Raw genomic sequence first — 25,086 nt, forward strand, 5'->3', positions numbered from 1 at the left:
CTGACACGACGTGCTCTGTCTGCCACGGAAACCCCGGCACCATGCCTGACCAGCGACAACACGGCGATCAAGTGCGGAAAGACAACAGCTTCTAACCCCTTACGGACCACACGCGTCCGGGCATCCCTGACGGGACGTCGGCGTTGCAGACGGGCACGCGGCCGGGGAACGGAAACCATGAATCAGTCCTTAACGATCAAGAGGTTGGGAGGCGAGCCGAGGGAGGCGGAGTGCTGTTTGAAGGCCGTCACGGGCGACAGAGGCTGCAGGGATCCTTTGCAACCCACTCGGTGCCGCCACACTCAGGCCGGACGAAGACGGCGTTCGGGGTGACAGCGCGGGTGGCAGGGTCCTCCCAATCCCCGACGAACTGGACGACTCCCACGCGCTGTTCTAGAGGGTCATAGACCGTCGTTCCTGCAGTCACCCAGCCGGGTACGACCTGATCAGGGACATGAGTGGTTTGCTGCGGCGGCACGAGGGATCTCCTGCTATTGGAGGGGAGCGCAGCGGGCGGTCCGGTGGCGCGAAGTTGTCGGGGACCAATGCCGCTTGGGGAGCTATCCAGAGGTGTCGTTGCTCCTGGTGAACAGTCAACCGGTGTCATCGCGCCGCCGGTACGGTGAAGACGGCTGGTCTTCGTTCAAGGCGTTCAAGATCGTTTCAAAGAAATCGAATTGATGGATGGTCAGACAATGAATGAACAACTGGCGGCCGTCATCACCGAAGCCGATGTCACCTACTACGCGCTCGCTCGTGAGGTCCGCACGGTCGCTGCCGAGGCAGGTGAGCGGCTGAGCACCGGGCCTTCGGCCGTCGCCTACTGGGTTGCCGGCGGGACACCGTCCGGCAGGACTGGCGTCTACCTGGCAGAAGCTCTCACCCGAAAGATGGACCGGAGGGTGACGGTCGCCGAGATCGGTCTAGGCTGCGCAGACGCCCTGGAGGCCATCGGGGCTGACCCGGTAGCCACCGCCGCCGACCTCGGGAGGCTCGTGATGCTCCGCCGTAGGGATGTTCTGCACTCCGCCTTTGCCGCATCGGCGGTCGCCATTCCTCTGGACTACGACCATGAGGCAGTCGCCGCCACACTCAGAACGGCCGAGGGCAGCGGGACCGTTAGCAGTGCGGAAATCAAGGCCATCCGGCAGGTCACCGAGATGTTCCGGTCCGTGGACGACAGGTTTGGCGGAGGCCACGGCTTGAGCACGGCCACTGCCTATTTGACCGACACGGTTGCCCCTCTCCTGGAAGCCCGCTTCCCCTCGGACGCGATCCGCTGAGACGCCTTTGGGGCAGCTGCCCACCTGGCGTGTCTGGTCGGCTGGAAGCACCATGATCTCGGCCGCGAAGGGCTCGCCCAGCGTTACTACGTCCTCGGCTACCAACTGGCCTGCGAGGCAGACCCCAACGGCTTGGGGGCGTGGATGATGCGCGCTCTGACACACCAGGCTCTCGACCTCCGGCACACGGACTCTTGTGTGGCTCTGGCGGAGGAGGCGCTACGGCGTGCATCGGGACGTGTGGACCGGCAGACCGAGGCGCTGCTGCTTGTGACCTGTGCGCGGGCGTACGGGCACAGCGGGGAAAAAGACAAGGCCGCTCGGGCACTTCTTGCCGCAGAGGACACCGCAGGGGACACGAGGGAGCCCGTCTCGTCGTACGCTGCCGGGTCCGGACCGGTGGCGGCCACGGTTGCCTCACACACAGGTAAGACCCTGACCGCCCTGAACGACCACCCGGCGGCCGAACGGCATTACCGTACGGCCCTCGCCGGGCGCGCCCCACACACATATCAGCGAGGGCATGGACTGACGTTGGCCAACCTGGGCAAGTCGGTGGCCGCCCAGAACCGCTTTGAGGAAGCCGTGGCGCTGTGGGGGAGGTCCCTCACGATGATGGACGGGGTGGTTTCCGAACGAGGACGGGCAGAGATCCGCGCCATCCGGTCCACCGCAGCTACGTACCGCAAGCGCGGCGTACCCGGTGCCGGACGCCTTCAGCGGCGGGCCGCCGAACTCCTCGGGACGCGGCCATGAGCCCGGAAACCCTGACGGTGGGCGTCGTGGTGCTGACCATGGGCGACCGCCCGCAGGAACTGGAAGCGCTCCTGAACTCGGTGGCCGCCCAGGTGGGCGCCCCCGCGAAGGCCGTGGTGCTGGGGCAGGGCGTGAAGCTGCCCGCCCTCCCGCACGGTGTGGCGGCCGTCGAGCTGCCGGAGAACCTCGGCATCCCCGGCGGCCGGAACGCCGGAGTCCAGTGGCTGCGCGACCACGGCGGCACCGATGTCGTCGTGGTCCTGGACGACGATGGGCTACTGCCGGACACCGACACCTTCGCGCTGCTCCGGGATGCCTTCGCGGTGAACCCCCGCCTGGGGGTGGTCAGCTTCCGCATCGCGGACGAAACCGGCCGCACCCAACGACGCCACGTTCCCCGTCTCGGTGAATCGGACCCGCTTCGGTCCGGCCCGGTCACCACCTATCTCGGCGGCGGCCACGCCATCCGTACCGGCGTCATCGACGAGGTGGGCCCGTTCCCGGACCGGTTCTTCTACGCCCATGAGGAGACCGACTTCGCCTGGCGGGCGCTGGACGCGGGGTGGGAGATCCACTACCGCGCCGACATCGTCCTCCAGCATCCCCGCACCGAACCCTCCCGTCACGCCGCCTACTACCGCAACACCGGCCGCAACCGCGTGTGGCTCGCCAAACGCCACCTCCCTGCCGTTCTGGTGCCCCTGTATCTCCTGACGTGGGTGGCCTACACCCTCACGCAGAGGCCGCCGTCGAGCGGGCTACGGGCCTGGTGGGGTGGGTTCTTCGAGGGAGTCCGGACACCCTGCCCACCGCGCTCCCCGATCCGCTGGCGGACCGTGTGGCGGATGACCCGGCTCGGGCGGCCACCCGTCATCTGAACTCTTCGGCGAGGGTAACGACCGGCTTCGCTCTCAGGTCCGACACCCGGGGCAGCGGGTGCGGACCGAGACCGTACGGCTGCCGCTCGCCCCGGTGACAGCCGACGCCGAACGCAGGCGGCCTGCTTCGCCTGCCGCTTCTTCGCCTCAGTCGGTCCGGTCTTCATGGAAGCGAGGAGGCAGGACCGGTTAGGAGGCCGGTCAGGTGTTCGTGGAGGACGTCGTACAAGCCACCGCGAACCCTGATCGACGGTTGCGGTCCCTGGCGGCCCAGTGTGGACTCCCTGCATGACAACCCGGGTCCTCTACCTGATCGCCTGCGCCGCAGGTCCGACACAGCACATCGACACCGGAGTGCGGGCAGCACAAGAGGCAGGTTGGGACGTGTGCCTCATTCTGACGCCTGCTGCGGCCCTGTGGTGGAGCGACCGCCTCGGTGACCTGGAGGACCTCACCGGGCACCCGGTGAGGTCGCGGTACAAGATGCCGGGCCAGAAGGACTCGCTCCCGAAAGCGGACGCGATGCTGGTCGCGCCGCTCAGCTGCACGAGCCTGAACAAGTGGGGGGCGGGCATCGCCGACACCCTGGCCATCGGCCTGGTGTCGGAAGGCGTGGGCCTCGGGGTGCCCGTGGCGGCGATGCCGTACTTCAATCAGGCGCAGGCCCGGCAACCGGCGGTGGCGCGCAGCATCGCGGATCTGCGCGCGCAAGGAGTCAGGTACTTGGACGGCGCGGACGGCTACCAGTCGCATCCGCCCAAGCAGGGCAACCCCGAGGACTTCCCATGGATGGCGGCATTGGCCGCCGTCGCTACAGGCTAGGGGGAGCGCATCGGCCCTCCCCAGGGAGCGGGACGAAGGCGTGTCCGGGGATCCCTGACGGGGTGCCGGTGTGACAGGCGAAAGCGCCTCGGGCAGGCGGAAGTGTCCTCGTCGTTTGGAAAGCGCCGTACGCGACATCGACTTGCGCTACTCCTGACCGCCTGCGCCGCGGGTCCAACACAGCACATCGACAGCGGAGTACGGGCAGCACAAGAGCGGGTTGGGACGTGTGCCTCGTTCTGACCCGGCAGCGGAACCGCGTCGGCGGCGTACAGGTGCTCGGGCGTCGCTTCGCCGGCCACGCCGCCCGCGTCCGGCGGGAAAAGGAACGGCCGGAGCCCCCGCACAGTGGGCTCCGGCCGCTGGTCCGCGTACCGCTTCTCGAAGACTTTTCGCTCCCGGACGTTTCCGGTCGGCCGACTGCGGATTCGCTCCGTCGCCGGCCGTCGCGCCGGTGGTCGCGGTGAGCGTCAGAGCGCGAGGCCGGTGAGGACCAGGACGCGCTCGTAGGTGTAGTCGTCCATCGCGTAGGCGACGCCTTCGCGGCCGACGCCGGACTGCTTGGCTCCGCCGTACGGCATCTGGTCCGCGCGGTAGGAGGGTACATCGCCGATGATCACGCCGCCGACCTCCAGGGCGCGGTGGGCGCGGAACGCGGTCTGGACGTCGTGGGTGAACACGCCCGCCTGGAGTCCGTACTTGGAGTCGTTGACGGCGTCGAACGCCTCGGCCTCGCCGTTCACCTTGGTGACCGTGAGGACGGGTCCGAAGACCTCCTCGTGGGCGATGGTGACACCGGCGGGAACGTCGGTGAGGACGGTGGGCGCGTAGGCGGCGCCGTCGCGCTTGCCGCCGGCCAGGAGCGACGCGCCGGCCGTGACCGCCTCGTCGACCCAGGACTCGACGCGCTTGGCCGCGTCCTCGCTGACCAGCGGGCCGACGTCGGTGGCGTCGTCGCTCGGGTCACCCGTGACCTGGGCCTCGACGGCCGCGACGATCTTCGGCAGCAGCCGGTCGTACACGGACGCGTCGGCGATCACGCGCTGGACGGAGATGCAGGACTGGCCGCCCTGGTAGTTGGAGAAGGTGGCGATCCGGGTCGCCGCCCAGTCCAGGTCCTGCTCCGAGGCCCAGTCGCCGAGGACGACGGCCGCGCCGTTGCCGCCCAGCTCCAGGGTGGTGTGCTTGCGCGGGACCGAGTCCATGATCGCGTAGCCGACCGGGCCGGAGCCGGTGAAGGAGATCACGGGCAGGCGCTCGTCCTGTACGAGGGCGGGCATCCGGTCGTTCGGGACGGTCAGCACGGACCAGGAGCCGGCCGGGAGGTCGGTCTCGGCCAGCAGCTCGCCCAGGACGAGCGAGGAGAGGGGAGTCGCCGGGGCGGGCTTGAGGATGATCGGCGCGCCGACGGCGATGGCCGGGGCGACCTTGTGGGCGCTGAGGTTCAGCGGGAAGTTGAACGGCGCGATCCCGAGGACGACGCCCTTGGGGATGCGGCGGGTGAGCGCGAGCCGCCCGGTGCCGCCGGCGTCGGTGTCGAGCCGCTGGGCCTCGCCGCCGTTGAAGCGCCGGGCCTCCTCGGCCGCGAACCGGAACACGGAGACGGCCCGGCCGACCTCGCCGCGGGCCCACTTGATGGGCTTGCCGTTCTCCGCCGAGATCAACCGGGCGATCTCCTCGGTGCGCTCGGCCAGTCGGCGCGAGACGTGGTCGAGGGCGGCGGCCCGTACGTGCGCGGGGGTGGCGGCGAACTCGTCGCGTACGGCGTGGGCGGCGGCGACGGCCTCCTCGACCTGTGCCTCGGTCGGGACGGAGACCTGTCCCACGAGACGCCCGTCCCAGGAGGAGGTGACGTCGAAGGAGGTGTCGCCGGTGGCCTGCCGTCCGGCGAGCCAGAAGGCGTGGGTGGAGGTCATGTCCCGGCCCTTCCGAGGTAGAGGGTTCTGCTGTGCCCCCACGGTAGGGGCGGGACGGCGCTCGTGCGTTTGTCCGGGGTGGAGTGATAGACGGGCCGTTGCCTACGGTTTGGCCACTGCGCACCAGCCAGGGGCGGAGGCGCGGGGCGGTGGCGGTGGCGGTGGCGGTGGCGGTGGCGGTGGCACGATCGGGCGCGGTTCAGCGGCGGCGTTCCGTGGTGACGATCAGGCAGACCGCCGCGACCACGATCGCGCCGCCCACGGCGATCGGCCAGGTCAGCCGCTCGTCGAGGATCAGCGCGCCGAGGAGGACCGCCACGACCGGGTTGACGTACGCGTAGGTGGCGACGAGGGAGAGCGGGGCGGAGTGGAGGAGCCAGGCGTAGGCCGTGAACGCCACGAGGGAGCCGAAGACGACCAGATAGGCGAGCGCGACCCAGGAACGGGTGGAGACCTCGGTGAACGCGAAACCGTGCTGTTCGCCGCGGCCGAGGCCGACCAGGGCGCACCCGATGCCGCCGGCGACCATCTCGTACGCGCTGGCCGCGAAGGGGTTGGCCGGCATCGGGATGCGCGAGGAGGAGAAGGAGCCCACGGACCACATGACGGTCGCGGCGATCACGGTGAGGACGCCCCACAGGCGTACCTCGCCGCTGAGTCCGGGCAGGGTGAGCACGGCGAGGCCGACAAGGCCGAGCAGAACGCCGCCGTACGCGCCGATGCCGGGGCGTTCGCCGGAGACTCGGCGGAGGACGACGACCCAGGCGGGGACGATCGCGACCAGCAGCGCGGCCAGGCCGGAAGGGACGGAGGTCTCGGCGAGGACGACGAGACCGTTGCCGCCGAGGAGGAGGAGCAGTCCCACCACGGTGACGGACACGAGTTGGGCGCGGGTGATCCTGAGGGCCGAGAGCCCCTGTCGCCAGGCCACGAGCGAGGCGAGGATCAGGCCCGCGAGGACGAAGCGCCCGCCTGCGGACAGGAAGGGCGGCAGCGTCTCGACGGTGATGGCGATGCCGAGATAGGTGGAGCCCCAGAGGATGTACACGATGACGAGTGCGGCCCAGACGGCGCCGGATATCCGGCGGGCGGGGGCGCTGTGTCCGGAGGGTGCGGCCGGATCGGCGGCGGGTGCGGCGGCGGCGCCGACTGCCCGGAAGCGTGGTGTCATTCGGTCCTTCTCGTCTTCCGGGCTTCATGCCCTCGGCCCTGGGACCTGATCTCCCTGAACGGCGGCGCGAGCCCCTCGGAGGGCAGGGGGTCCCGTAAGCGGGGGGTACGGGACGGGGAAACGCGGGGAACTGCGGACAGCGGGCGGTCGTGAACAGCGGCGTGCACGGGAGGAGCAGAGGACTGCGGGCGTACCGGACAGCGGCGGGACACCTCGGCGCGCCAGCATCGACGCGACTTTAGGTACTGACATCCCCGCTTGCCAAGATATTTGCCCGCCTTCGGGCACCGCTGGCGGAAATCCGACGTCGCGCTCAGCCCGAGGCAGGATCGGATGCCGTTTTGAGGGCCAGCCAGAGCTCCATCCGGACATCCGGATCGTCCAGCGAGCGCCCCAGGATCTCCTCCACCCGGCGCATCCGGTAGCGAAGGGTGTGCCGGTGCACGCCGAGGTCGGCCGCGGCCGCGTCCCACTGGCCGTGGCGCGAGAGCCAGGCCCGCAGGGAGGCCACGAGATCGCCGCGGCCCTTGGCGTCGTGCTCGTACAGCGCGCGCAGCAACCCGTCGGCGAAGGCCCGTACGGCGTCGTCCGCGAGCAGCGGAACGATGGACCCGGCGGCCAGTTCCTCGTGCTCGACCAGGGCACGGCCCCGCCTGTGGGCGACCGAGAGAGCCTGACCGGCCTGTTTGTACGCATCCGCCGCGGCGATCGGTCCGGTCGGGGCCGAGAGCCCGATGAAGACCCCACCCTCCGTGGCGTCCTTGGCGCCGTATCCGTCGAGGCAGGCGGCGACCACCGCGCCGCCGTCCGCCGCGAGCACCACCAGCCGTCCGTCCGGCTCCGGTACGACGATCGCCGCCTCGCCCCTGCGGGAGGCCGCGGACTCCAGGGCCTCGGCGAGGGAGTCGAGCGCCTCGTCGCCCGCGTCCTGGGCGGGCTCGGCGATGAGCAGCCGGAAGGGGGAGTCGAGCAGCGTTCCGTAAAGCTCCCCTGCGACCGCGCGGGCGTGGTCCCGCTGGCCGGAGAGCAGCATCCGCAGCACCGCGGTCCCGAGGCGCTGCTCCGCTTCCTGGAGCGAGCGCGAGCGTTCGGTGGTGAGGGTGAGCAGGGCGACGGCGGAGTGCACGGCGTACCGCTCGGAGGTGCCGAGACGCGCTCCCGTGCCGACGGCGAGCGCGCCGCGCACCCGGCGTCCGCTGCCCAGCGACTGGAGCTCCACCCGGTCGTCGCCGGTGCCCCCGACCACCGCGCTGGCGGGCGCGGAACGCTCGCGGAGCCGTTCCACGTCCCCGGTGAGCCGGGCGGCCCTGCGGGCGGCCCACTCCGGCGAGGCCGCGACGACCGCGCCGGAGGCGTCGTACAGCGCGGCCCAGCCGTCGACATACGCGGCGAGCCGGGCGACGACCGCCCCCGGACCGTCGCCGAGCGCGGCCCGCGTCAGCTCCCGCTGCACTTCGAAGCCGGCGGTCACCGCGCGGTACTGGTCCGCCGAGACCGCGGCCGAGACCGCCTTGCCGATGGCGATGAAGGGCGTACGGCGGGGGACGGCGAGCAGTGGGAAGTCCTCTTCCCGGGCGGCGTCGAGGAGTGCGTCCGGGACGTCGTCGTAGTGCACGCCGACGGCGAAGCCGAGCCCCACGACACCCGCGCCGACCAGTCTGCGCACATAGTGGCGCATGGCTTCGCGGTCCTCCGCGTCGAGGGTGATGGCGGTGACCAGGAGGAGTTCGCCGCCCTCCAGATACGGGACGGGGTTCGCCAGCTCGCTGACGTGCGCCCAGCGGACCGGCCGGTCCAGATGGTCCTCGCCGACGCGTACGGCGAGCTTGAGCGCCGAGTGCTGGGCGAGGGAGGCGAGCGTGAGCGGCATGGCACCTTCAGGGCGGGGCGCGGTGGACTGCGCGCGTGTGGCATGGCGGATTTCGCCGTCCCGTATGAACGGCCTGGTTCGATTCTGCCAGGTCGTAGCAGTAACGGCCCCACCTCGGGGCGGGCGGGACCGAGCGGCACCGGGGAGGGACGCGCCGCACCCGCCGCGCCGCACCGCGCCCGGCCGCACCGCGCGCCGCCGCACCGGCGGGGCCGAGCCGCGCGGGTTCCGGCCCTCCTCGCGCGGTTCCACCGGCACCGCTGCCCGTACCGGATTTCCTCAATCAGGTCCGCAGGTCCACCAGCAGAGGCGGCGCGTGCTCCCCGCGCACGGTCGTCAGCGAGAGCACCGCGTGGCCGGCGGGCACGGCGTGCGCGAGATCCGACGCGGACCAGCGGGCGCGCTCGACCTCGCGGACGGTGACCGCCTCCGCGGTGGTGGCCTTCCCGGTCACCAGGCGGCGCATCATGTGGAGCGCCTTGGTGAGCGGCTCGTCGGAGATGATCTGCCGGTTGGTCACATCGCGGGTCTGGACCCACTCCGTACCCCAGGTCTCGGCGAACCGGTTGCCGTCCCAGGGCGCGAGCCCGGCGAACGCCATCCGGCAGCCGACCGCCCCGAGCAGCGGCCCGCGCAGGGGTTCCGGCACGTCCTCCAGGGTGCGCAGCGCGAGGACGACCCCGGCGTTCACGGAGCGCATCCGCTGGATGGCCCGTACGGAGTCGGTGGTGACGGTGTAGGTCGCGTCGTCGAGGACGAGGGCGGCGAACAGCGACCGGTCGGAACGGGCGAGCGCGGCCTCGTTGAACTGCGCGAGCACCAGGCGGGCGACGATGCGCGACGCCTCGGCGTGGCCGCGTTCCGGAAGGTCGATACGGACGCGCAGGGGGTGCTCGATGGCGCGGAGCGAGAACGGCCGCCCCCCGCCGTCGGCGCGGAAGAACCCCGCGAACGCGGGCCGGTCCAGAAACGCGATCCGCTCCGCCAGCAGTACGCCGATGTCATCGGCACGGGCCGACTGCCGCTCCCTGGCGTCCAGCTCCCGCAGCTGGGCCGCGGCGGCGAGCCCGCCCTGCGCCTGGAGCGCCACCCTCAGCTCGCCGATCGCGCCCGCCGAGCCGCCGAGGAGTTCCCGCAGTTCGGGTACGGCGGGGAAGCGCCCGTGAACGGACCGGTACGGCCCGATGAGCTGGGCGAGCGCGGTGGCGGCGCGTCGGCTGTCCCCTCCGGGGAGGGTGGCGGCGAGATCCCCGACGAGCGCCTCGGCGAGCGTCCGGGCGGCTTCGTCGGGGTCCTCCGCGCCGCCGTAGAGGTCGAGATCGTGTGTGGAGTCGGGGCGGCCGACGGCGATGACCAGGTCGAACGCGTCGTCGGGGGCGAGGCCGGAGCCGTACGCGGTGACGGTGACGACGGCGGCGCGATTGGCGAGGGCGAGCAGACACAGCGACTCCACGACGGGCCGTACGAGCCGCACGCTCTTGCCGGACCCGGAGGGACCCACCGCGAGGAGGGAGGTCCCGAGGAGAGCCGGTTCGAGGGCCACGCCGGTGGTACGGCGGGCGTAGGGGTTGCGCCGGTCGTCGACCGCCGTGCCGATCCGCACCTGTCCGGTGGCCAGATCGTGGATGGCGTTGCGCACCGGCAGATCCCGCAGGCCGGACGGGTGGGCACAGGCGGCGGGACCGCTCCCGCGTACGGCGTCGGTGAAGGCGGGCAGCCGGTCCGGCCTGGCGTGGACCCCCTGCCAGGCCCTGCGGATCCGCGCGTAGTCGACATCCCCGAGCGTCCCGTTGCGGGCGGCTTCGCCGAGGCTCTGCGCCACGTCGGCCAGCCCGGCGGCGCGGAGTTCGGGCCACTGGGAGGGGTCGGCCTCGGGGGGCGGCGGAGCGGCGTCGGGTGTCGCCCCGCGCCGCCGACGCCGTACGACCGGCCAGGTGCCGGCGCGGCCGACGACCGCGACGAGTGTGGCCGCGAAGAGCAGGTAGTAGAGGTTCGAGGTCCACAGCAGCCAGGCGGGCTCTCTCGGCATCTCCCGCCACACGCCCTGCACCAGGACGAACAGCGGCCACAGTGGAGCGCCGTACCGGCTCCAGACTTCGCCCCAGTTCCCGACCCGTCCCATGCCGACCGCGATCAGGCCCAGCACCAGTCCGTAGTAGAGGTACGTCAGCGCGACGAACAGATCACTGCTCCGGTCGGACACCGCCCACTGCAGGGGCAGCAGCCACCAGTTGTCGACGAAGATCCACCAGCCTTCGAGGTACTCGTTGTAGAGCAGCGACCAGAAAAGCCAGCCGCAGAGGAACGCGATGAGCGCGCCGCTCAGCAGTTGGCGCCCCGGCACCTGGTCCGGCTCCTCGTCGGGGCGGGGGCGGTGGTCGAGACGCCAGACGCCGGGGGCGGCGGCCGGGCGAGGGGCGCGGAGCCAGTCGACGACCGCCGGGCGGGTGATGGGCGCGTGGCCGGGGACGGCGGGGAGGTCCGGTGGGCCCGCGGGCCTGGGCACCGATGTCGGCGGCGGCCCCGCATAAGACGGCGGCCCCGGATGGGACGGCGACCCCGGATGGGACGGCGGCACAGGCTCGGACCGTGTGCCGCGTGCGTCGAATGTGCCTTCGGATTCCATTGAACCGCTGCCCCCTGACCAGCCAGGCCCGCCTCGTGCACGGTCAATCTAGTGCCCCGGTGGGGGGAGTTCACTGATTGGCCCCGCACGGCGTCCGCGGCCAGAGGCCCGGGACCGCTCCCCCGCGCCGCGAAACCGCCGGCCGGGTGATCCGGCCCCGTTCCCGGCCTCCTCCACCCCGGCCTATGTCCGGCAAGAACAAGAACACCACCCCCAACACTCCCGATCGGCGCATGCCCGCCCCCCTCCCCCGCGCCTAGCCTGCGGAGCAGAGAGAACGCGCCCAACGCGACACAGCAGCGTCCCAGTGCCGCCCACCTAGTTACGGAGCCCCGCATGACCGCAATCCCGCAGGAGCGCCGCGTCGTCACCGCCATCCCCGGACCGAAGTCGATCGAACTGCAGGCCCGCCGGTCCGCCACGGTCGCCAGTGGTGTGGGGTCCGTGCTGCCCGTCTTCACCGCGCGCGCCGGGGGCGGCATCATCGAGGACGTCGACGGGAACCGGCTGATCGACTTCGGCTCCGGCATCGCCGTGACGAGCGTCGGCGCGAGCGCCGAGGCCGTCGTACGCCGGGCCTCCGCGCAGCTCGCCGACTTCACCCACACCTGTTTCATGGTCACGCCGTACGAGGGTTACGTGGAGGTCGCCGAGGCGCTCGCCGAGCTGACTCCGGGCGACCACGCCAAGAAGTCCGCGCTCTTCAACTCGGGCGCCGAGGCCGTCGAGAACGCGGTGAAGATCGCGCGCGCCTACACCAAGCGTCAGGCGGTCGTGGTGTTCGACCACGGCTACCACGGACGTACCAACCTCACGATGGCGCTGACGTCCAAGAACATGCCGTACAAGCAGGGCTTCGGTCCGTTCGCGCCCGAGGTGTACCGCGTGCCGGTGGCGTACGGCTACCGCTGGCCGACCGGTGCCGAGAACGCCGGCGCCGAGGCGTCCGCGCAGGCCATCGACCAGATCAGCAAGCAGATCGGGGCCGAGAACGTCGCCGCGATCATCATCGAGCCGGTCCTCGGCGAGGGCGGCTTCATCGAGCCCGCCAAGGGCTTCCTGCCCGCCATCGCGCGGTTCGCGAAGGAGAACGGGATCGTCTTCGTCGCGGACGAGATCCAGTCCGGCTTCTGCCGCACCGGCCAGTGGTTCGCGTGCGAGGACGAGGGCATCGTCCCGGACCTGATCACCACCGCCAAGGGCATCGCGGGCGGTCTGCCGCTCGCCGCCGTGACCGGCCGCGCCGAGATCATGGACGCCCCGCACGCCGGCGGCCTCGGCGGGACGTACGGCGGCAACCCGGTGGCCTGCGCCGGCGCCCTCGGCTCGATCGAGACGATGAAGGAGCTGGACCTCAACGGGAAGGCCAAGCGCATCGAGGAGGTCATGAAGGGCCGTCTGGCCGCGATGGCGGAGAAGTTCGACATCATCGGCGACATCCGCGGCCGCGGCGCCATGATCGCGATCGAGCTGGTGCTGGACCGGGAGACCAAAGAGCCGAACCCCGCCGCTGCCGCCGCGCTCGCCAAGGCGTGCCACGCCGAGGGGCTGCTGGTGCTGACCTGTGGCACCTACGGCAACGTCCTGCGCTTCCTGCCGCCCCTGGTGATCGGCGAGGACCTTCTCAACGAGGGTCTGGACATCCTCGAGCAGAGCTTCGCGGGCGTCTGAGCCCACGGAACCGCCCACGGAACCGCCCGCGGAACCGCCTGCGGACGCCGTCCTCGATCGCTGCCCGGATCCACGCGGCCGGCGGCGCGCGACGACCCCCGCACGGCCTGACGACGACCCCCGCGACCGGACTCGCGGGGGTCGTCGCACCCGTCTCCCGACCCCTCCGACCAGCGGTTCACCGGTTCCGCCCGAACGGTCGGGGCCTGTGAAGAAGCTGTGGCGGGATGGAGATCCACCTGTCGGTCCCCGAGCCCCTGCCGTACGGTTTCCGCAGATGAGAGAAACACCCCGCCCGCAGGAGACTGCGAGCGGCTCCGAGGTGGAGCCTCCCCAGCCCTGCCTTGGTCGTGCCTCCGCGCACAACACCGGAGCCTTCGGCTCTGGGACTCCTCACAGATCGGATGGCCGCTCGCCCCAAACCCCCCGGGGCGTGCGGCGGCCCGGTCCGGTCGGCTGTTTCGGAACTACCCCCCCTGTTCCGGGGCAGCCGGCTTCTCTCCGTTCCCTCTTCCCGTTCTCGGTGCTGCGGCCCCGCACCTCCCGGCCTGCCGCCGCCCGTCGTTCCTCTCTCCTCCCGCGCCTCCTTACGCGCCTCCGGCGGCCTCTTGGTCCGCCGACGGTCAGGCTGCTCGCGGCGGCCTTGTGCGCGGTTCTGTTCTCCCTGGTCACCTGGCAGGTCGTCGTCGGCGGACCGCTGCGCTCCCTCGACGAGCGGATCGGGCGCGGGGTCGCCGGGCGCGGCCCGCGCCCCCTGACCGAACTCTTCGCCGACCTCGGCGGCGTGACGGTCGCGCTGCCGGCGCTGGCCGCCGCCATCGCGTACACGCTGTGGAGAGACGGCAGAGCAGAAGCCGGCGAGGGAAGTGACCGCAGGGCCATTCGGTACGCGTCCGTGCGCGCCGTCCTCGCCATGGCCGCCGTGCCCGCGCTCGTCGTCCCGCTGAAGGCGCTGGTCGACCGCCCCGGACCGCTGACGGACGCGACCGGCTACTACCCCTCCGGGCATACCGCGACGGCGATGGTCGCCTACTGCGGCGCGGCCATGCTCCTGGGCCGGCGCCGACCGGGAGAACGGACCGGAAAGCGGTCCGGAGGACGGGCGGGGAGATGGACAACGAGATGGGCGATGCCCGCCGCCCTCTTCCTCACCCTGGCGACGGGCATCGGTCTGGTGTTCCGCGGCTACCACTGGCCTCTTGACGTCATCGGCAGCTGGTGCCTGGGCGGAACGCTGCTGCTGATCAGCTCCATCGGTAGGCGTCGAAGTTCCGGCTGAACTCCCACTGGTTGTAGCGGTCCCAGTTGATCGACCACGTCATCAGTCCGCGCAGCGCGGGCCAGGTGCCATGGGTCTGGTACGAGCCGCAGTTGACCTTCTTCGTCAGACAGTCGAGCGTCTTGGTCACCTCGGCGGGCGAGGTGTGCCCGTTGCCCGCCTGGGTCGAGGCCGGGAGGCCGACGGCGACCTGTTCGGGCCGCAGCGGCGGGAAGACCCTCGACTGGTTGCCCGCGACCGGGAAGCCGGTGAGCATCATGTCGGCCATGGCGATGTGGAAGTCCGAGCTGCCCATGGTGTGGTACTGGTTGTCGAGGCCCATGATCGGGCCCGAGTTGTAGTGCTGGACGTGCAGCAGCGTGAGATCGTCGCGCAGGGCGTGGATGACCGGCAGGTAGGATCCGGCGCGCGGGTCCTGGCCGCCCCAGGGGCCCGATCCGTAGTACTGGTAGCCCAGCTGGACGAAGAAGGTCTCCGGGGCCATGGTGAGCACGAAGTTCTTGCCGTACTTCGCCTTGAGGGTCTTGACCGCCTGGATCAGATTGACGATCACGGGGGTGGTCGGGGAGCGGAAGTCCGTGTCGCCGTTGTTCAGCGACAGGGAGTGGCCCTCGAAGTCGATGTCGAGTCCGTCGAGCCCGTACTCGTCGATGATCTTCGAGACGGAGGTGACGAACGCGTCGCGCGCCCCCGTGGAGCCCAGCTGGACCTGGCCGTTCTGGCCGCCGATGGAGATCAGGACCTTCTTGCCCGCCGCCTGCTTGGCCTTGATGGCCGCCTTGAACTCGGCGGCGGATTCGACGTTCGGGCACTCGGTGACCGGGCAGAGAGCGAAGCGGATGTCGCCCGAGGTGACCGAGGTCGGTTCGCCGAAGGCGAGGTTGATGACGTCCCAGGAGTCGGGCACGTCCGCCATGCGCGTATAGCCGGAGCCGTTGGCGAAGCTGGCGTGCAGATAGCCGACGAGGGCGTGCGGCGGCAGGAGGCCGGTGCCGGTGTCGCCGCTGGTGGTCGTGGCGTTGACCGTGTCCGACTTCGGGGACTCACCCGCGCTGTTGGTCGCCGTGACCTGGAAGGCGTACGGGGTGAGCGGCGTCAGCCCGGAGACGGTGGCCGAGGTGCCGGTCACCGAGAGGACCTTGGAGGTCCCCTGGTAGACGTTGTACCCGGTGGCTCCGGCGACGGAGTTCCAGCTCAGGGGTACGGAGGTGGAACCCGGAGATCCGGCGGTCAGGCCGGTTGGGGCGGCCGGGACCGTGATCGGGCCGCCGCCCGGACCGAACAGGGAGATGTCGTCGGCGTGGTAGGCGGCGGTGCCGTACCAGCCGTGGGTGTAGATGGTGACCGAGGTGGTGGCCGCGCCGGTGCGGAAGGTGGTGGAGAGCTTCTGCCAGCCGGACGCGGACGGCGTCCAGGTCGAGACGTCGGTGGTGCCGGTGCCGGACGCGCCGAGATAGACATAGCCGCCCTGGACCCAGCCGCTGAGCGTGTAGGCCGAGTTGGGCTGGACCGTGACCGTCTGGCTGCACTTGGCGTTGTCGCCGCCGGCCGGGGTGGCCTTGAGCGCCGACGTGCCGCCGTGGACCGGGGAGCCGACGGCGGTTCCGCTGCCCGACGAGCAGCTCCAGTTGGTGAGGCCGGCCTCGAAGCCGCCGTTGACGGCGAGTTCGCTGTCGGCCGCCTCGGCGTTGCCCGCCGCGGCGACGAGTCCTCCGACGGTGAGGACGGCCGCGGAGAAGGCGGCCAGGAATCTGCTGAGACGTTCTCGGTTGCGGCGACTTCGGGTTCGTACCACAACTGCCTCCGAAACATGGGGGGATGGAAGCGGGAGCCATAATGTGGTCCAGACCAATCGGGTTGTCAAGACCTTCGGCAGACTCCGGTTCCCACTCCCCCGCCCGAGCGGACGCCAGGGCGCCCGGCAGCGCCTCGGAGACGGGCGTATGACCTCCCGGATCCGCGCCGGGGGCGGGATCCGGGGCCGCCCCGCGACGACGGACGCCTCACCGTCCCGCTCCCCCGCCGAAACCGGCGCGGGACCGTCTCACCCACCCTGATGGCGGCCCATCCCCGCCGCGGCCTCGTGCATCGCCAGCTCCAGCAGCGACGGGTCGGAGAGCGTTCCGGAGCCGTCCGGGGCGATGAGCCAGCGGACCCCTCCGCGGCCGGTCCTGCCCGGATACGGGACGACGATCCAGGTTCCGTTGCCCGCGCTGCGGACACCGGTGCCGACCCAGCGGGCCGCGGTGCCCGGCGGCACGAAGAACCCCATACGGGAGTCGCCGAAGTCGGCGAGGACGGGGCCCGGCCGGTCGACCAGCCTGCCCAGCACGTCCAGGGTGGGGTACCCCAGTTCGCCCGTGAGGATCAGCACGTCCCAGCGCCTGCCGGCGGGCAGCAGGGCGACCCCGAGGGGGTTGCGCTCCCACTCCCGCCGACAGGTGTCGGGATCCGGTGCCACCGATACCAGCCACTCCACCGCGGTCTTGGCTCCTGAGCCGGTCATCGCTCCGCCTTCCTCTCGTGTGCACGCGAAGTGCTTCCACACGGAGAGAGAAGGGCGGGCGCCGACTATGACGCGACTTCGGCTACTCGTTGGTAGTGAACTGCGTCACGTCCTGGCCGGGACGCGTCCGGCGCGGGAAGAGGCCCGTGCGGGCGGCGCCGACGGCGGCGGCGTACGACACGACAGGGCTCGGACGGCCGCCGGTAGCGCACACCGCGGTACCGGCGGTGCCGGCAGTACCAGCGGTGCTAGCTGTCGAAGCCGAGGCCGAGGCGGTCCATCGTCCGCAGCCATGCGTTGCGCCGCCCGCCCTGGGCGTCCGCCCTGGCCAGCGACCACTTGGTCAGCCCGATTCCGGCCCAGGCGACCGGCTCCGGCGGGAACGGCAGCGGCTTGCTCCGCACCATCTCCAGCTCGGTGCGCTCGGTGCGCTGCCCGGACAGGAGGTCGAGCATGACGTCCCCGCCGAAGCGGGTCGCCCCCACGCCGAGCCCGGTGTAACCGGCCGCGTAGGCGACCTTGCCGCCGTGGGCCGTGCCGAAGAAGGCGGAGAAGCGGGAGCAGGTGTCGATGGCCCCGCCCCAGGCGTGGCTGAATCTCAGCCCTTCCAGCTGGGGGAAGTAGCGGAAGAAGTGCTCGGCGAGCTTGAGGTAGGTCTCCGGGCGGTGGTCCATCTCGGCGCTGACCCGGCCGCCGAACGGGTAGATCGCGTCATAGCCGCCCCAGAGGATGCGGTGGTCGGCGGTCAGTCTGAAGTAGTGGAACTGGTTGGCCACGTCGCCGAGCCCCTGCCGTCCGCCCCAGCCGATCGAGGCGAGCTGCTCCGCGCTCAGCGGTTCGGTCATCAGGGCGTAGTCGTAGACCGGGACGGTGTACGGGCGCACCCGCTTGACCAGCGACGGGAAGACATTGGTGCCGAGCGCGACCCGGCGCGCGAAGACCCGGCCGTACGGGGTGCGGACGGCGGTCCCCGGACCCGCGGAGGAGAGTTCGAGGCCGCGGGTGTTCTCGTAGATCCGTACGCCGAGGTCGAGGCAGGCCCGCTTGAGGCCCCACGCGAGCTTCGCCGGGTGCAGCATGGCGGTGCCGCGCCGGTCCCACATGCCGCCGAGGAAGACCGGGGAGTCCACCTGGGTGCGCATGGCGTCCTGGTCGAGCAGTTCGAGACCGCCGAAGCCGAGCCGCCCGGCCTCCTCGTACATCTCGGTCAGTTCGGCGAGCTGGTACGGCTCGGTGGCGACGTCGATCGCGCCGGTGCGCTCGAATTCGCAGTCGATGCCGTACTTCTCGACCGTCCGCTCGATCCCGTCGAGGTTGCGGTCGCCCAGCTCCTCCAGCCGGGTGATCTCGCCGGGCCAGCGGGAGATGCCGTTGCCGAGGCCGTGGGTGAGGGAGGCGGCGCAGAAGCCTCCGTTACGGCCCGAGGCGGCCCAGCCCACCTCGTGGCCCTCGATCAGCACGACGTCCCACTCGGGGTCGCGTTCCTTGGCGAGGAGCGCGGTCCACAGTCCGCTGTACCCTCCGCCGACGACGAGCAGATCACAGTGCTCGTCGCCGGTGAGCGCCGGCAGCGGGGCGGGCTTGGCGGGGTCGTCCAGCCAGAACGAGAGGGGCTGGGCGTCGGCCAGGGATGATGCGAAGGTCATGGCAGCTGGGGCCATGGTTTCCACTCCTTACGGGGTCCGCTCGCGGCGGACCGTCTGGTGACCCTTGGGGCAGTGCGCTGACCTAGGTCAGCGCGCTGTTCTTCCGCCGGTTGCTGACGAGCTGTCCGGCGACGACGATCAGTACGGCGATCACGAACATGGCCGTACCGATGACATTGATCTGGACGGGCGTGCCGCGCAGGGCCGCACCCCACACGAACATGGGGAAGGTGACGGTGCTGCCCGAGTTGAAGTTGGTGATGATGACGTCGTCGAAGGAGAGCGCGAAGGCGAGCATCGCCCCGGCCGCGATACCGGGGGCGGCGATCGGGAGCGTCACCCGCAGGAACGTCTGCACGGGCCCCGCGTAGAGGTCGCGGGCCGCCTCCTCCAGCCGGGGATCCATCGACAGCACCCGTGCCTTCACCGCCACCACCACGAAGCTGAGGCAGAACATGGTGTGCGCGATGAGGATGGTCCAGAAGCCCAGCTCGGCCCCGAGGTTGAGGAAGAGCGTGAGCAGCGAGGCCGCCATGACGACCTCGGGCATCGCCATCGGCAGGAAGATCAGCGAGTTGATCGCGCCCCGGGCCCGGAAGCGGTAGCGGACCAGCGCGAAGGCGATCATCACGCCGAGGACCGTCGCCAAGACCATGGCGAGGAAGGCGATCTTGAGGGAGGTGGTGAGCGAGGCGCACATGTCGGCGACGCCGCAGGGGTCCTGCCAGGCGTCGGTGGAGAACTCCCGCCAGGTGTAGTTGAACTTTCCGGCGGGCTTGTTGAACGAGAACACCATCACGACGATGTTCGGCAGGATCAGGTAGGCGAGCGTCAGCAGGCCCGCGATGACGACGAGATTGCGCCTCAGCCAGCGAAGTGGTGCCATCAGAGCAGGTCCTCCGTTCCGGCCCGCCGGATGTAGACGGTGACGGTGATCAGCACGATCGCCATGAGGATGAACGACAGCGCGGCCGCGGTCGGGTAGTCGAGCACCCGCAGGAACTGCGACTGGATGACGTTGCCGACCATCTTGGTGTCGGTGGAGCCGAGGAGTTCGGCGTTGATGTAGTCACCGCTGGCCGGGATGAAGGTCAGCAGCGTCCCGGAGACCACGCCCGGCATGGAGAGCGGGAAGGTGACCTTGCGGAAGGCCGTGGACGGTGTGGCGTACAGATCGCCCGCCGCCTCGTGCAGGCGGGGGTCGATCCGCTCCAGCGAGGTGTAGAGCGGCAGGATCATGAACGGCAGGAAGTTGTACGTGAGTCCGGTGACCACCGCCAGCGGGGTGGCGAGGACCCGGTTCCCGTCGGTCATCCCGAGCCAGTTGGTCACGTCGAGGAAGCCGACGGCGCCCAGGACCTCCACCACCGGGCCGCCGTCCGCGAGGATCGTCTTCCAGGCGAGCGTGCGGATCAGGAAGCTGGTGAAGAACGGCGCGATGATCAGGACGAGGATCAGATTGCGCCAGCGGCCCGCCTTGAAGGCGATCAGATACGCCAGCGGATAGCCGAGGAGCAGACACAGGACCGTGGCGGTGCCCGCGTACATCACGGACCGCAGGAAGTGCGGCCAGTACTCCCTCAGCGCGTCCCAGTACGTCTGGAAGTGCCAGGTGACCTCGAAGCCCTCCTCCAGCGAGCCGGTCTGGACGGAGGTCGACGCCTGGTAGACCAGCGGCAGGGCGAAGAACATGACCAGCCACAGGATGCCGGGGAGCAGCAGCCAGTACGGCACCAGCTTGCGGCGCAGCGAGGGCTTGTGCACCGGCGGATCGGCCGGCGGGGACTGTGGCGAGGCCGGGGGCGGGGCCTCGGTGACGGCGGTCATGACGTCTCCTCCACCACTCCCGCGTCGATGTTCTGGGCGGCGTCGAGGCCGAAGGTGTACTCCGGGTTCCAGTGCAGGACGACCTCGGCGCCGGGTGCCAGCCGGGCGTCGCGCTCGATGTTCTGCACGTACACCTCCAGGTCCGGGCCGACCGGGCTGTCGATGACGTACTGGGTGGAGACGCCGATGAAGCTGGCGGCGGTGATGGTGCCGGTGAAACGATTCCGCCCGTCCGGGACGCTTCCCGCGTCGTCGGCGTGGACCAGGGAGATCTTCTCCGGGCGGACGCCGACGAGGAGCTTGCCGCCGGTGGCCGGTGCGGTGGCGCAGCGGTCGGCGGGCAGGCGCAGCTTGGCGTCGGCGGCGGTGACCTGGACCTCGCCGCCGGTGTTGGAGACGACGTCGGCCTCGATCAGGTTGGAGGTGCCGAGGAAGTTGGCGACGAAGGTGGTCTGCGGTCGCTCGTACAGCTCGGCGGGGGCTCCCAGTTGCTCGACGCGTCCGCCGTTCATCACCGCGACCGTGTCGGCCATGGTCATGGCCTCCTCCTGGTCGTGGGTGACATGGACGAAGGTGATGCCGACCTCGGTCTGGATGCGCTTGAGTTCCAGTTGCATCTGGCGGCGGAGTTTGAGGTCGAGGGCGCCGAGCGGCTCGTCGAGGAGCAGCACCTGGGGGTGGTTGATGAGCGCGCGGGCGACGGCGACGCGCTGCTGCTGGCCGCCGGAGAGCTGGTGCGGCTTGCGCTGGGCCTTGTCCCCGAGTTGTACGAGGTCGAGCATGTCGCCGACCTGCTTCTTCACCGACCGGATGCCGCGTCGGCGCAGACCGAACGCGACGTTCTCGTGGATGGTCAGATGCGGGAAGAGGGCGTAGCTCTGGAAGACGGTGTTGACCGGGCGCTTGTGCGGCGGGAGCGCGGTGACGTCCTGCTCGCCGAGGCGGACGGTGCCGGTGGAGGGGTCCTCCAGGCCGGCGATCATCCGCAGGGTGGTGGTCTTTCCGCAGCCGGACGCGCCGAGCAGGGCGAAGAAGGAGCCCTGCGGGACGGTGAGGTCGAGAGGGTGGACGGCGGTGAAGGAGCCGTAGGTCTTGCTGATCCCGGAGAGGCGGACATCGCCGCCCGCTGTTTTTTCGGTCATCGGTCGCGGTCCCAGGTGGTGTCGAGAGCAGGGGGCTCGGGGGGCTCAGGGGCTCGATGGCTCGGGGAGCCGTGGGGATCGGGCTCTGCGGTGCCTGAAGGGGAGGTCAGGCGCCGATGAGCTTGGCGAACTTCTCTTCGTACGCCTTCTCTTCCTCGCTGCTCAGCGAGCGGAAGGCATGGGACTTCGCGGCCATTTCCCGGTCCGGGATGATCAGGGCGTTCTCGGCCAGCTTGGGGTCGATCTTGGCGAGTTCGGGGCGTACGCCGTCGACCGGGCAGACGAAGTTGATGTACGCGGCGAGCTGGGCGGCGACGGCGGGCTCGTAGTAGTAGTCGATGAGCCGGGTGGCGTTCTTCTGGTGCCGGGCCTGGGCCGGGACGAGCAGGCTGTCGCTGGAGGTGATGTAGCCGGCCCGGGGGATGGCGTACTGGATGTCGGGGTTGTCGGCCTGGAGCTGGATGACGTCACCGGCCCAGGCCAGACAGGCGGCGATGTCGCCCTTGGCGAGGTCCGAGGTGTAGTCGTTTCCGGTGAAGCGGCGGATCTGCTTCTTGTCGACGCCCTTCTGGAGCCGGCCGATCGCCTCGTCGTAGTCGGCGTCGGTGAACTTCTCCGGGGACTTGCCGAGGTCCAGGAGGGTCATTCCGACGGTGTCGCGCATCTCGGTGAGGAAGCCGACGCGGCCTTTGAGACTGGAGTCGTCCAGCAGCTGGCTGACCGAGTCGACCTTCTTTCCGCCGGTCGCCTTGGTGTTGTAGGCGATGACGGTGGAGATTCCGGCCCACGGGTAGGTGTAGGCGCGGCCGGGGTCCCAGTCGGGGCTGCGGAACTGGGCCGAGAGGTTGGCGAACGCGTTCGGCAGCAGCGAGGCGTCGAGTTTCTGTGCCCAGCCGAGCCGGATCATCCGGGCGGCGAGCCAGTCCGTGACGTTGATCAGGTCGCGTCCGGTGTCCTGGCCCGCCGCGAGCTGCGGCTGGATCTTGCCGAAGAACTCGACGTTGTCGTTGATGTCCTCGGTGTACTTGACCTTGATCCCGGTCCGCTTGGTGAACCCGGCCAGCGTCGGGCGGGTCTTGCCGTCCTCGCTGGTGTCCATGTACTCGGTCCAGTTGGAGAAGTTGACCACCTTCTCCTTGTCCGAGCGGTCGTTGGAAGCCGCCGCCCCTCCTTCGCGCTTGGCCGGCGGGATGCCGCAGGCGCTCAGGGTGGCCAGTCCGCCGACGGTGAGCGCGCCGATGCCGGAGGCGCGCAGCACCGAGCGGCGGGAGAGGGCGCCCCGGCCGTTGGTCAGACTGCGCCGCATCGCGGCCAGCTGTGCCGCGGACAGGCCGTCGGGCTCGTTGTGGTCCATGCGCTGTGACCTTTCACAGTGGGTGCCGCCAGTGGCGGATCGGCTATCTGTCCCCGAAGACGGTGCGGTGCCAGTCCTTGCGGACCTCGGCGGTGTTGTCGAACATCACATGCTTGACCTGCGTGTACTCCTCGAAGGAGTAGACCGACATGTCCTTTCCGAAACCGGATGCCTTGTATCCGCCGTGCGGCATCTCGCTGATGATCGGGATGTGGTCGTTGATCCAGACACAGCCCGCCTTGATCTCCCGGCTGGCCCGGTTCGCGCGGAAGACGTCTCTGGTCCAGGCGGAGGCGGCGAGCCCGTAGGGGGTGTCGTTGGCGAGCGCGATGCCCTCGTCGTCGGAGTCGAAGGGCAGGATGACCAGGACCGGGCCGAAGATCTCGGACTGCACGATCTCGCTGTCCTGGGCGGCGTCGGCGATCAGTGTGGGCAGATAGTACGCGCCGTCGTTCTTCGGGGCCTCGCCCCCGGTGACGACGGTGGCGTACGCGCGTGCCCGGTCGACGAAGCCGGCGACCCGGTCGCGCTGGGCGTGCGAGACGAGCGGGCCGAGGTCGGTCGACGGGTCGAAGGGGTCGCCGAGGCGGACGGTCGCCATCACATCGGCGATGCCCTGGCGCAGCTGCTCGTACAGGGGGCGCTGCACATAGACGCGGGTGGCGGCGGTGCAGTCCTGGCCGGAGTTGATGAGCGATCCGGCGACCGCGCCCTGGACGGCGGCCTCCGGGTCGGCGTCGTCGAAGACGACGAAGGGGGCCTTGCCGCCCAGTTCGAGGTGGAGCCGCTTCACGGTGGAGGTGGCGACCTCGGCGACGCGCTTGCCGACGGCGGTGGAGCCGGTGAAGGAGGTCATGGCGACATCGGGGTGGCCGACCAGATGCTCTCCCGCGTCCCGGCCCGCGCCGGAGACCACGTTGACCACGCCGTCGGGGATGCCCGCGTCCGTCGCCGCCCGGGCGAACATCAGCGAGGTCAGCGGGGTGATCTCGGCGGGCTTGAGCACGATGGTGTTGCCCGCGGCGATCGCGGGGAGGATCTTCCAGGCGGCCATCTGGAGCGGATAGTTCCATGGCGCGATGGAGCCGACGACCCCGATCGGTTCACGGCGTACGTACGAGGTGTGGTCGCCGCTGTACTCACCGGCCGACTGACCCTGGAGATGGCGGGCGGCGCCCGCGAAGAAGGCGGTGTTGTCGACGGTGCCGGGCACGTCGAACTCGGTGGAGAGCTTGATCGGCTTGCCGCACTGGAGGGATTCGACCCGTGCGAAGTCGCCCGCGCGGTCGGCGAGCACGGCCGCGAAGCGGTGCAGCGCGTCGGAGCGCTCGCCGGGGGTCGCGCCGGCCCAGCCGGGGAACGCCTCGCGGGCGGCGTCGACCGCCGCGTCGACGTCGGCGGTGCCGGCCAGTTCGTACCGGTGGACCGTGTCACCGCTCGCGGGGTCGACGATCTCCTGTGTGCGCCCAGAGGTACCGGGCCGTAGCCGCCCGCCGATGTACTGCGCGCCGTCCGCGAAGCGGTCCAGCACTTGGAATCGGTTACCCATGACGCTCTCCGTTGTCCCGGCCCGGTGGGCCGTCGCATACTGTCTTCGCTTGAATGTCGAATCAGCGTGATTTGAGTGCCGATCCTGACAGAGCGATAGTTCGCCAACAAGTGATTCCGCAGTTTCCTTTTGGTTACGCGACGGATTCGGTCGACCATGTGTCGCGTCGCGCCGAGAATCCCCGTACGGAGTGTCAGTGGCGGATGCGAGACTCGCGTGCATGGGGACGAATCAGCTGATCCAGCAGGTCAGCGGCGGTGGACAGATCAAGTGCCTGTACTTCTGGGGCCATGCGCCCCGCAAGGACGGGCGGATCGGCGCGGGCTGTCTGAGCCAGTGGTGGCCGTCACCGTTCGTGGTCGACGGCGTGCGTTACGCGACAGCGGAGCACTGGATGATGGCGGGCAAGGCTCGGCTGTTCGGGGACGCGGAGGCGGAGCGGCTGGCGCTCGACGCGAGGAGCCCGGCTCAGGCGAAGCGGGCCGGGCGGCTGGTGCGCGGGTTCGACGAGGCGGTGTGGGAGCGGGAGCGGTTCGCCGTGGTGCGCTCGGGCAGCGTGCACAAGTTCTCGCAGCACGAGGAGCTGAAGGCGTTCCTGCTGGGCACCGGCGACCGGGTGCTGGTGGAGGCGAGCCCCATGGACCGGGTGTGGGGCATCGGGCTCGCGGCGGACGACGAGCGCGCTCGGGACCCCGAGCGCTGGCGCGGGCTGAATCTGCTGGGCTTCGCGCTGATGGAGGCACGGGAGGAGCTGCGGAGATCCGCGGACGCGGCGGTGTGAGGACCCCGC

Annotated in this window: 17 protein-coding genes and 1 pseudogene; 6 read left to right on the plus strand and 12 right to left on the minus strand. The window is 70.5% G+C overall.

Features of this window, described 5'->3' with window-relative positions; genetic code table 11:
• The first annotated feature begins 680 nt into the window (after positions 1-680).
• The 3 genes and pseudogenes from ACWEFL_RS30485 to ACWEFL_RS30495 all read left to right on the plus strand — a co-directional run bounded on the left by ACWEFL_RS30485 (position 681) and on the right by ACWEFL_RS30495 (position 3,739).
• Positions 681-2,039 (plus strand): annotated as a pseudogene (locus ACWEFL_RS30485) (tetratricopeptide repeat protein).
• A complete protein-coding gene (locus ACWEFL_RS30490; protein ID WP_451718703.1) occupies positions 2,036-2,917 on the plus strand; it encodes a glycosyltransferase family 2 protein in 882 nt (293 codons plus the stop codon). The pseudogene ACWEFL_RS30485 and the gene ACWEFL_RS30490 overlap by 4 nt, the downstream one beginning before the upstream one ends.
• Positions 2,918-3,205: 288 nt before the next feature.
• Positions 3,206-3,739 carry a flavoprotein gene (locus ACWEFL_RS30495; protein WP_451718706.1) on the plus strand — a complete coding sequence of 178 codons (534 nt, stop codon included), beginning with the start codon at positions 3,206-3,208 and terminating at the stop codon, positions 3,737-3,739.
• Between the two features lie 470 nt (positions 3,740-4,209).
• On the opposite strand, the gene ACWEFL_RS30500 is transcribed toward ACWEFL_RS30495, so the two are convergent.
• From ACWEFL_RS30500 to ACWEFL_RS30515, 4 genes are all read right to left on the minus strand, one after another.
• Positions 4,210-5,655 (minus strand): aldehyde dehydrogenase family protein, encoded by a 1,446-nt coding sequence (locus tag ACWEFL_RS30500; RefSeq protein WP_451718709.1) that lies wholly within the window; start codon positions 5,653-5,655, stop codon positions 4,210-4,212.
• Between the two features lie 199 nt (positions 5,656-5,854).
• The gene (locus ACWEFL_RS30505; protein WP_451718712.1) at positions 5,855-6,826 is read right to left on the minus strand and encodes an EamA family transporter; all 972 of its coding nucleotides are present in this window, start codon (positions 6,824-6,826) and stop codon (positions 5,855-5,857) included.
• 313 nt (positions 6,827-7,139) lie between these two features.
• Entirely contained in the window at positions 7,140-8,696 is a 1,557-nt protein-coding gene (locus ACWEFL_RS30510; protein ID WP_451718714.1) for a PucR family transcriptional regulator, read from the minus strand.
• 283 nt (positions 8,697-8,979) lie between these two features.
• Positions 8,980-11,202 (minus strand): ATP/GTP-binding protein, encoded by a 2,223-nt coding sequence (locus ACWEFL_RS30515; protein WP_451718717.1) that lies wholly within the window; start codon positions 11,200-11,202, stop codon positions 8,980-8,982.
• Positions 11,203-11,658: 456 nt separating this feature from the next.
• Between ACWEFL_RS30515 and gabT the strand changes: the two genes are divergently transcribed.
• The gene (gabT, locus tag ACWEFL_RS30520; RefSeq protein ID WP_451718720.1) at positions 11,659-12,993 is read left to right on the plus strand and encodes a 4-aminobutyrate--2-oxoglutarate transaminase; all 1,335 of its coding nucleotides are present in this window, start codon (positions 11,659-11,661) and stop codon (positions 12,991-12,993) included.
• Positions 12,994-13,270: 277 nt separating this feature from the next.
• Complete coding sequence (locus tag ACWEFL_RS30525) at positions 13,271-14,272, plus strand: phosphatase PAP2 family protein (protein WP_451718723.1); 1,002 nt, start codon at positions 13,271-13,273, stop codon at positions 14,270-14,272.
• Here the strand turns inward: ACWEFL_RS30525 and ACWEFL_RS30530 are convergent.
• The 8 genes from ACWEFL_RS30530 to ACWEFL_RS30565 all read right to left on the minus strand — a co-directional run bounded on the left by ACWEFL_RS30530 (position 14,238) and on the right by ACWEFL_RS30565 (position 24,296).
• Entirely contained in the window at positions 14,238-16,067 is a 1,830-nt protein-coding gene (locus ACWEFL_RS30530; RefSeq protein ID WP_451718726.1) for a chitinase, read from the minus strand. The two genes, ACWEFL_RS30525 and ACWEFL_RS30530, sit on opposite strands and share 35 nt — an antisense overlap.
• A 249-nt stretch (positions 16,068-16,316) precedes the next feature.
• Entirely contained in the window at positions 16,317-16,778 is a 462-nt protein-coding gene (locus ACWEFL_RS30535; protein ID WP_451718729.1) for a hypothetical protein, read from the minus strand.
• Between the two features lie 248 nt (positions 16,779-17,026).
• A complete protein-coding gene (locus tag ACWEFL_RS30540) occupies positions 17,027-18,439 on the minus strand; it encodes an NAD(P)/FAD-dependent oxidoreductase (protein ID WP_451718732.1) in 1,413 nt (470 codons plus the stop codon).
• A 67-nt stretch (positions 18,440-18,506) separates the two neighbouring features.
• Complete coding sequence (locus tag ACWEFL_RS30545; RefSeq protein WP_451718734.1) at positions 18,507-19,310, minus strand: ABC transporter permease; 804 nt, start codon at positions 19,308-19,310, stop codon at positions 18,507-18,509.
• Positions 19,310-20,251 (minus strand): ABC transporter permease, encoded by a 942-nt coding sequence (locus ACWEFL_RS30550; protein ID WP_451718737.1) that lies wholly within the window; start codon positions 20,249-20,251, stop codon positions 19,310-19,312. Before ACWEFL_RS30550 ends, ACWEFL_RS30545 begins: the two co-directional genes overlap by 1 nt.
• A complete protein-coding gene (locus ACWEFL_RS30555; protein WP_451718740.1) occupies positions 20,248-21,393 on the minus strand; it encodes an ABC transporter ATP-binding protein in 1,146 nt (381 codons plus the stop codon). The genes ACWEFL_RS30550 and ACWEFL_RS30555 overlap by 4 nt, the downstream gene beginning before the upstream one ends.
• Positions 21,394-21,499: 106 nt before the next feature.
• Positions 21,500-22,747, minus strand: a complete 1,248-nt coding sequence (locus ACWEFL_RS30560) for an ABC transporter substrate-binding protein (RefSeq protein ID WP_451718743.1) — start codon at positions 22,745-22,747, stop codon at positions 21,500-21,502.
• A gap of 43 nt (positions 22,748-22,790) precedes the next feature.
• On the minus strand, positions 22,791-24,296 hold the full coding sequence (locus tag ACWEFL_RS30565) for a gamma-aminobutyraldehyde dehydrogenase (protein ID WP_451718746.1): 1,506 nt from the start codon (positions 24,294-24,296) through the stop codon (positions 22,791-22,793).
• Between the two features lie 220 nt (positions 24,297-24,516).
• On the opposite strand from ACWEFL_RS30565, the gene ACWEFL_RS30570 reads away from it, so the two are divergent.
• The gene (locus ACWEFL_RS30570; protein WP_451718749.1) at positions 24,517-25,077 is read left to right on the plus strand and encodes an NADAR family protein; all 561 of its coding nucleotides are present in this window, start codon (positions 24,517-24,519) and stop codon (positions 25,075-25,077) included.
• Positions 25,078-25,086: the final 9 nt, after the last annotated feature.

The organism is Streptomyces sp. NPDC004838, assembly GCF_053600955.1.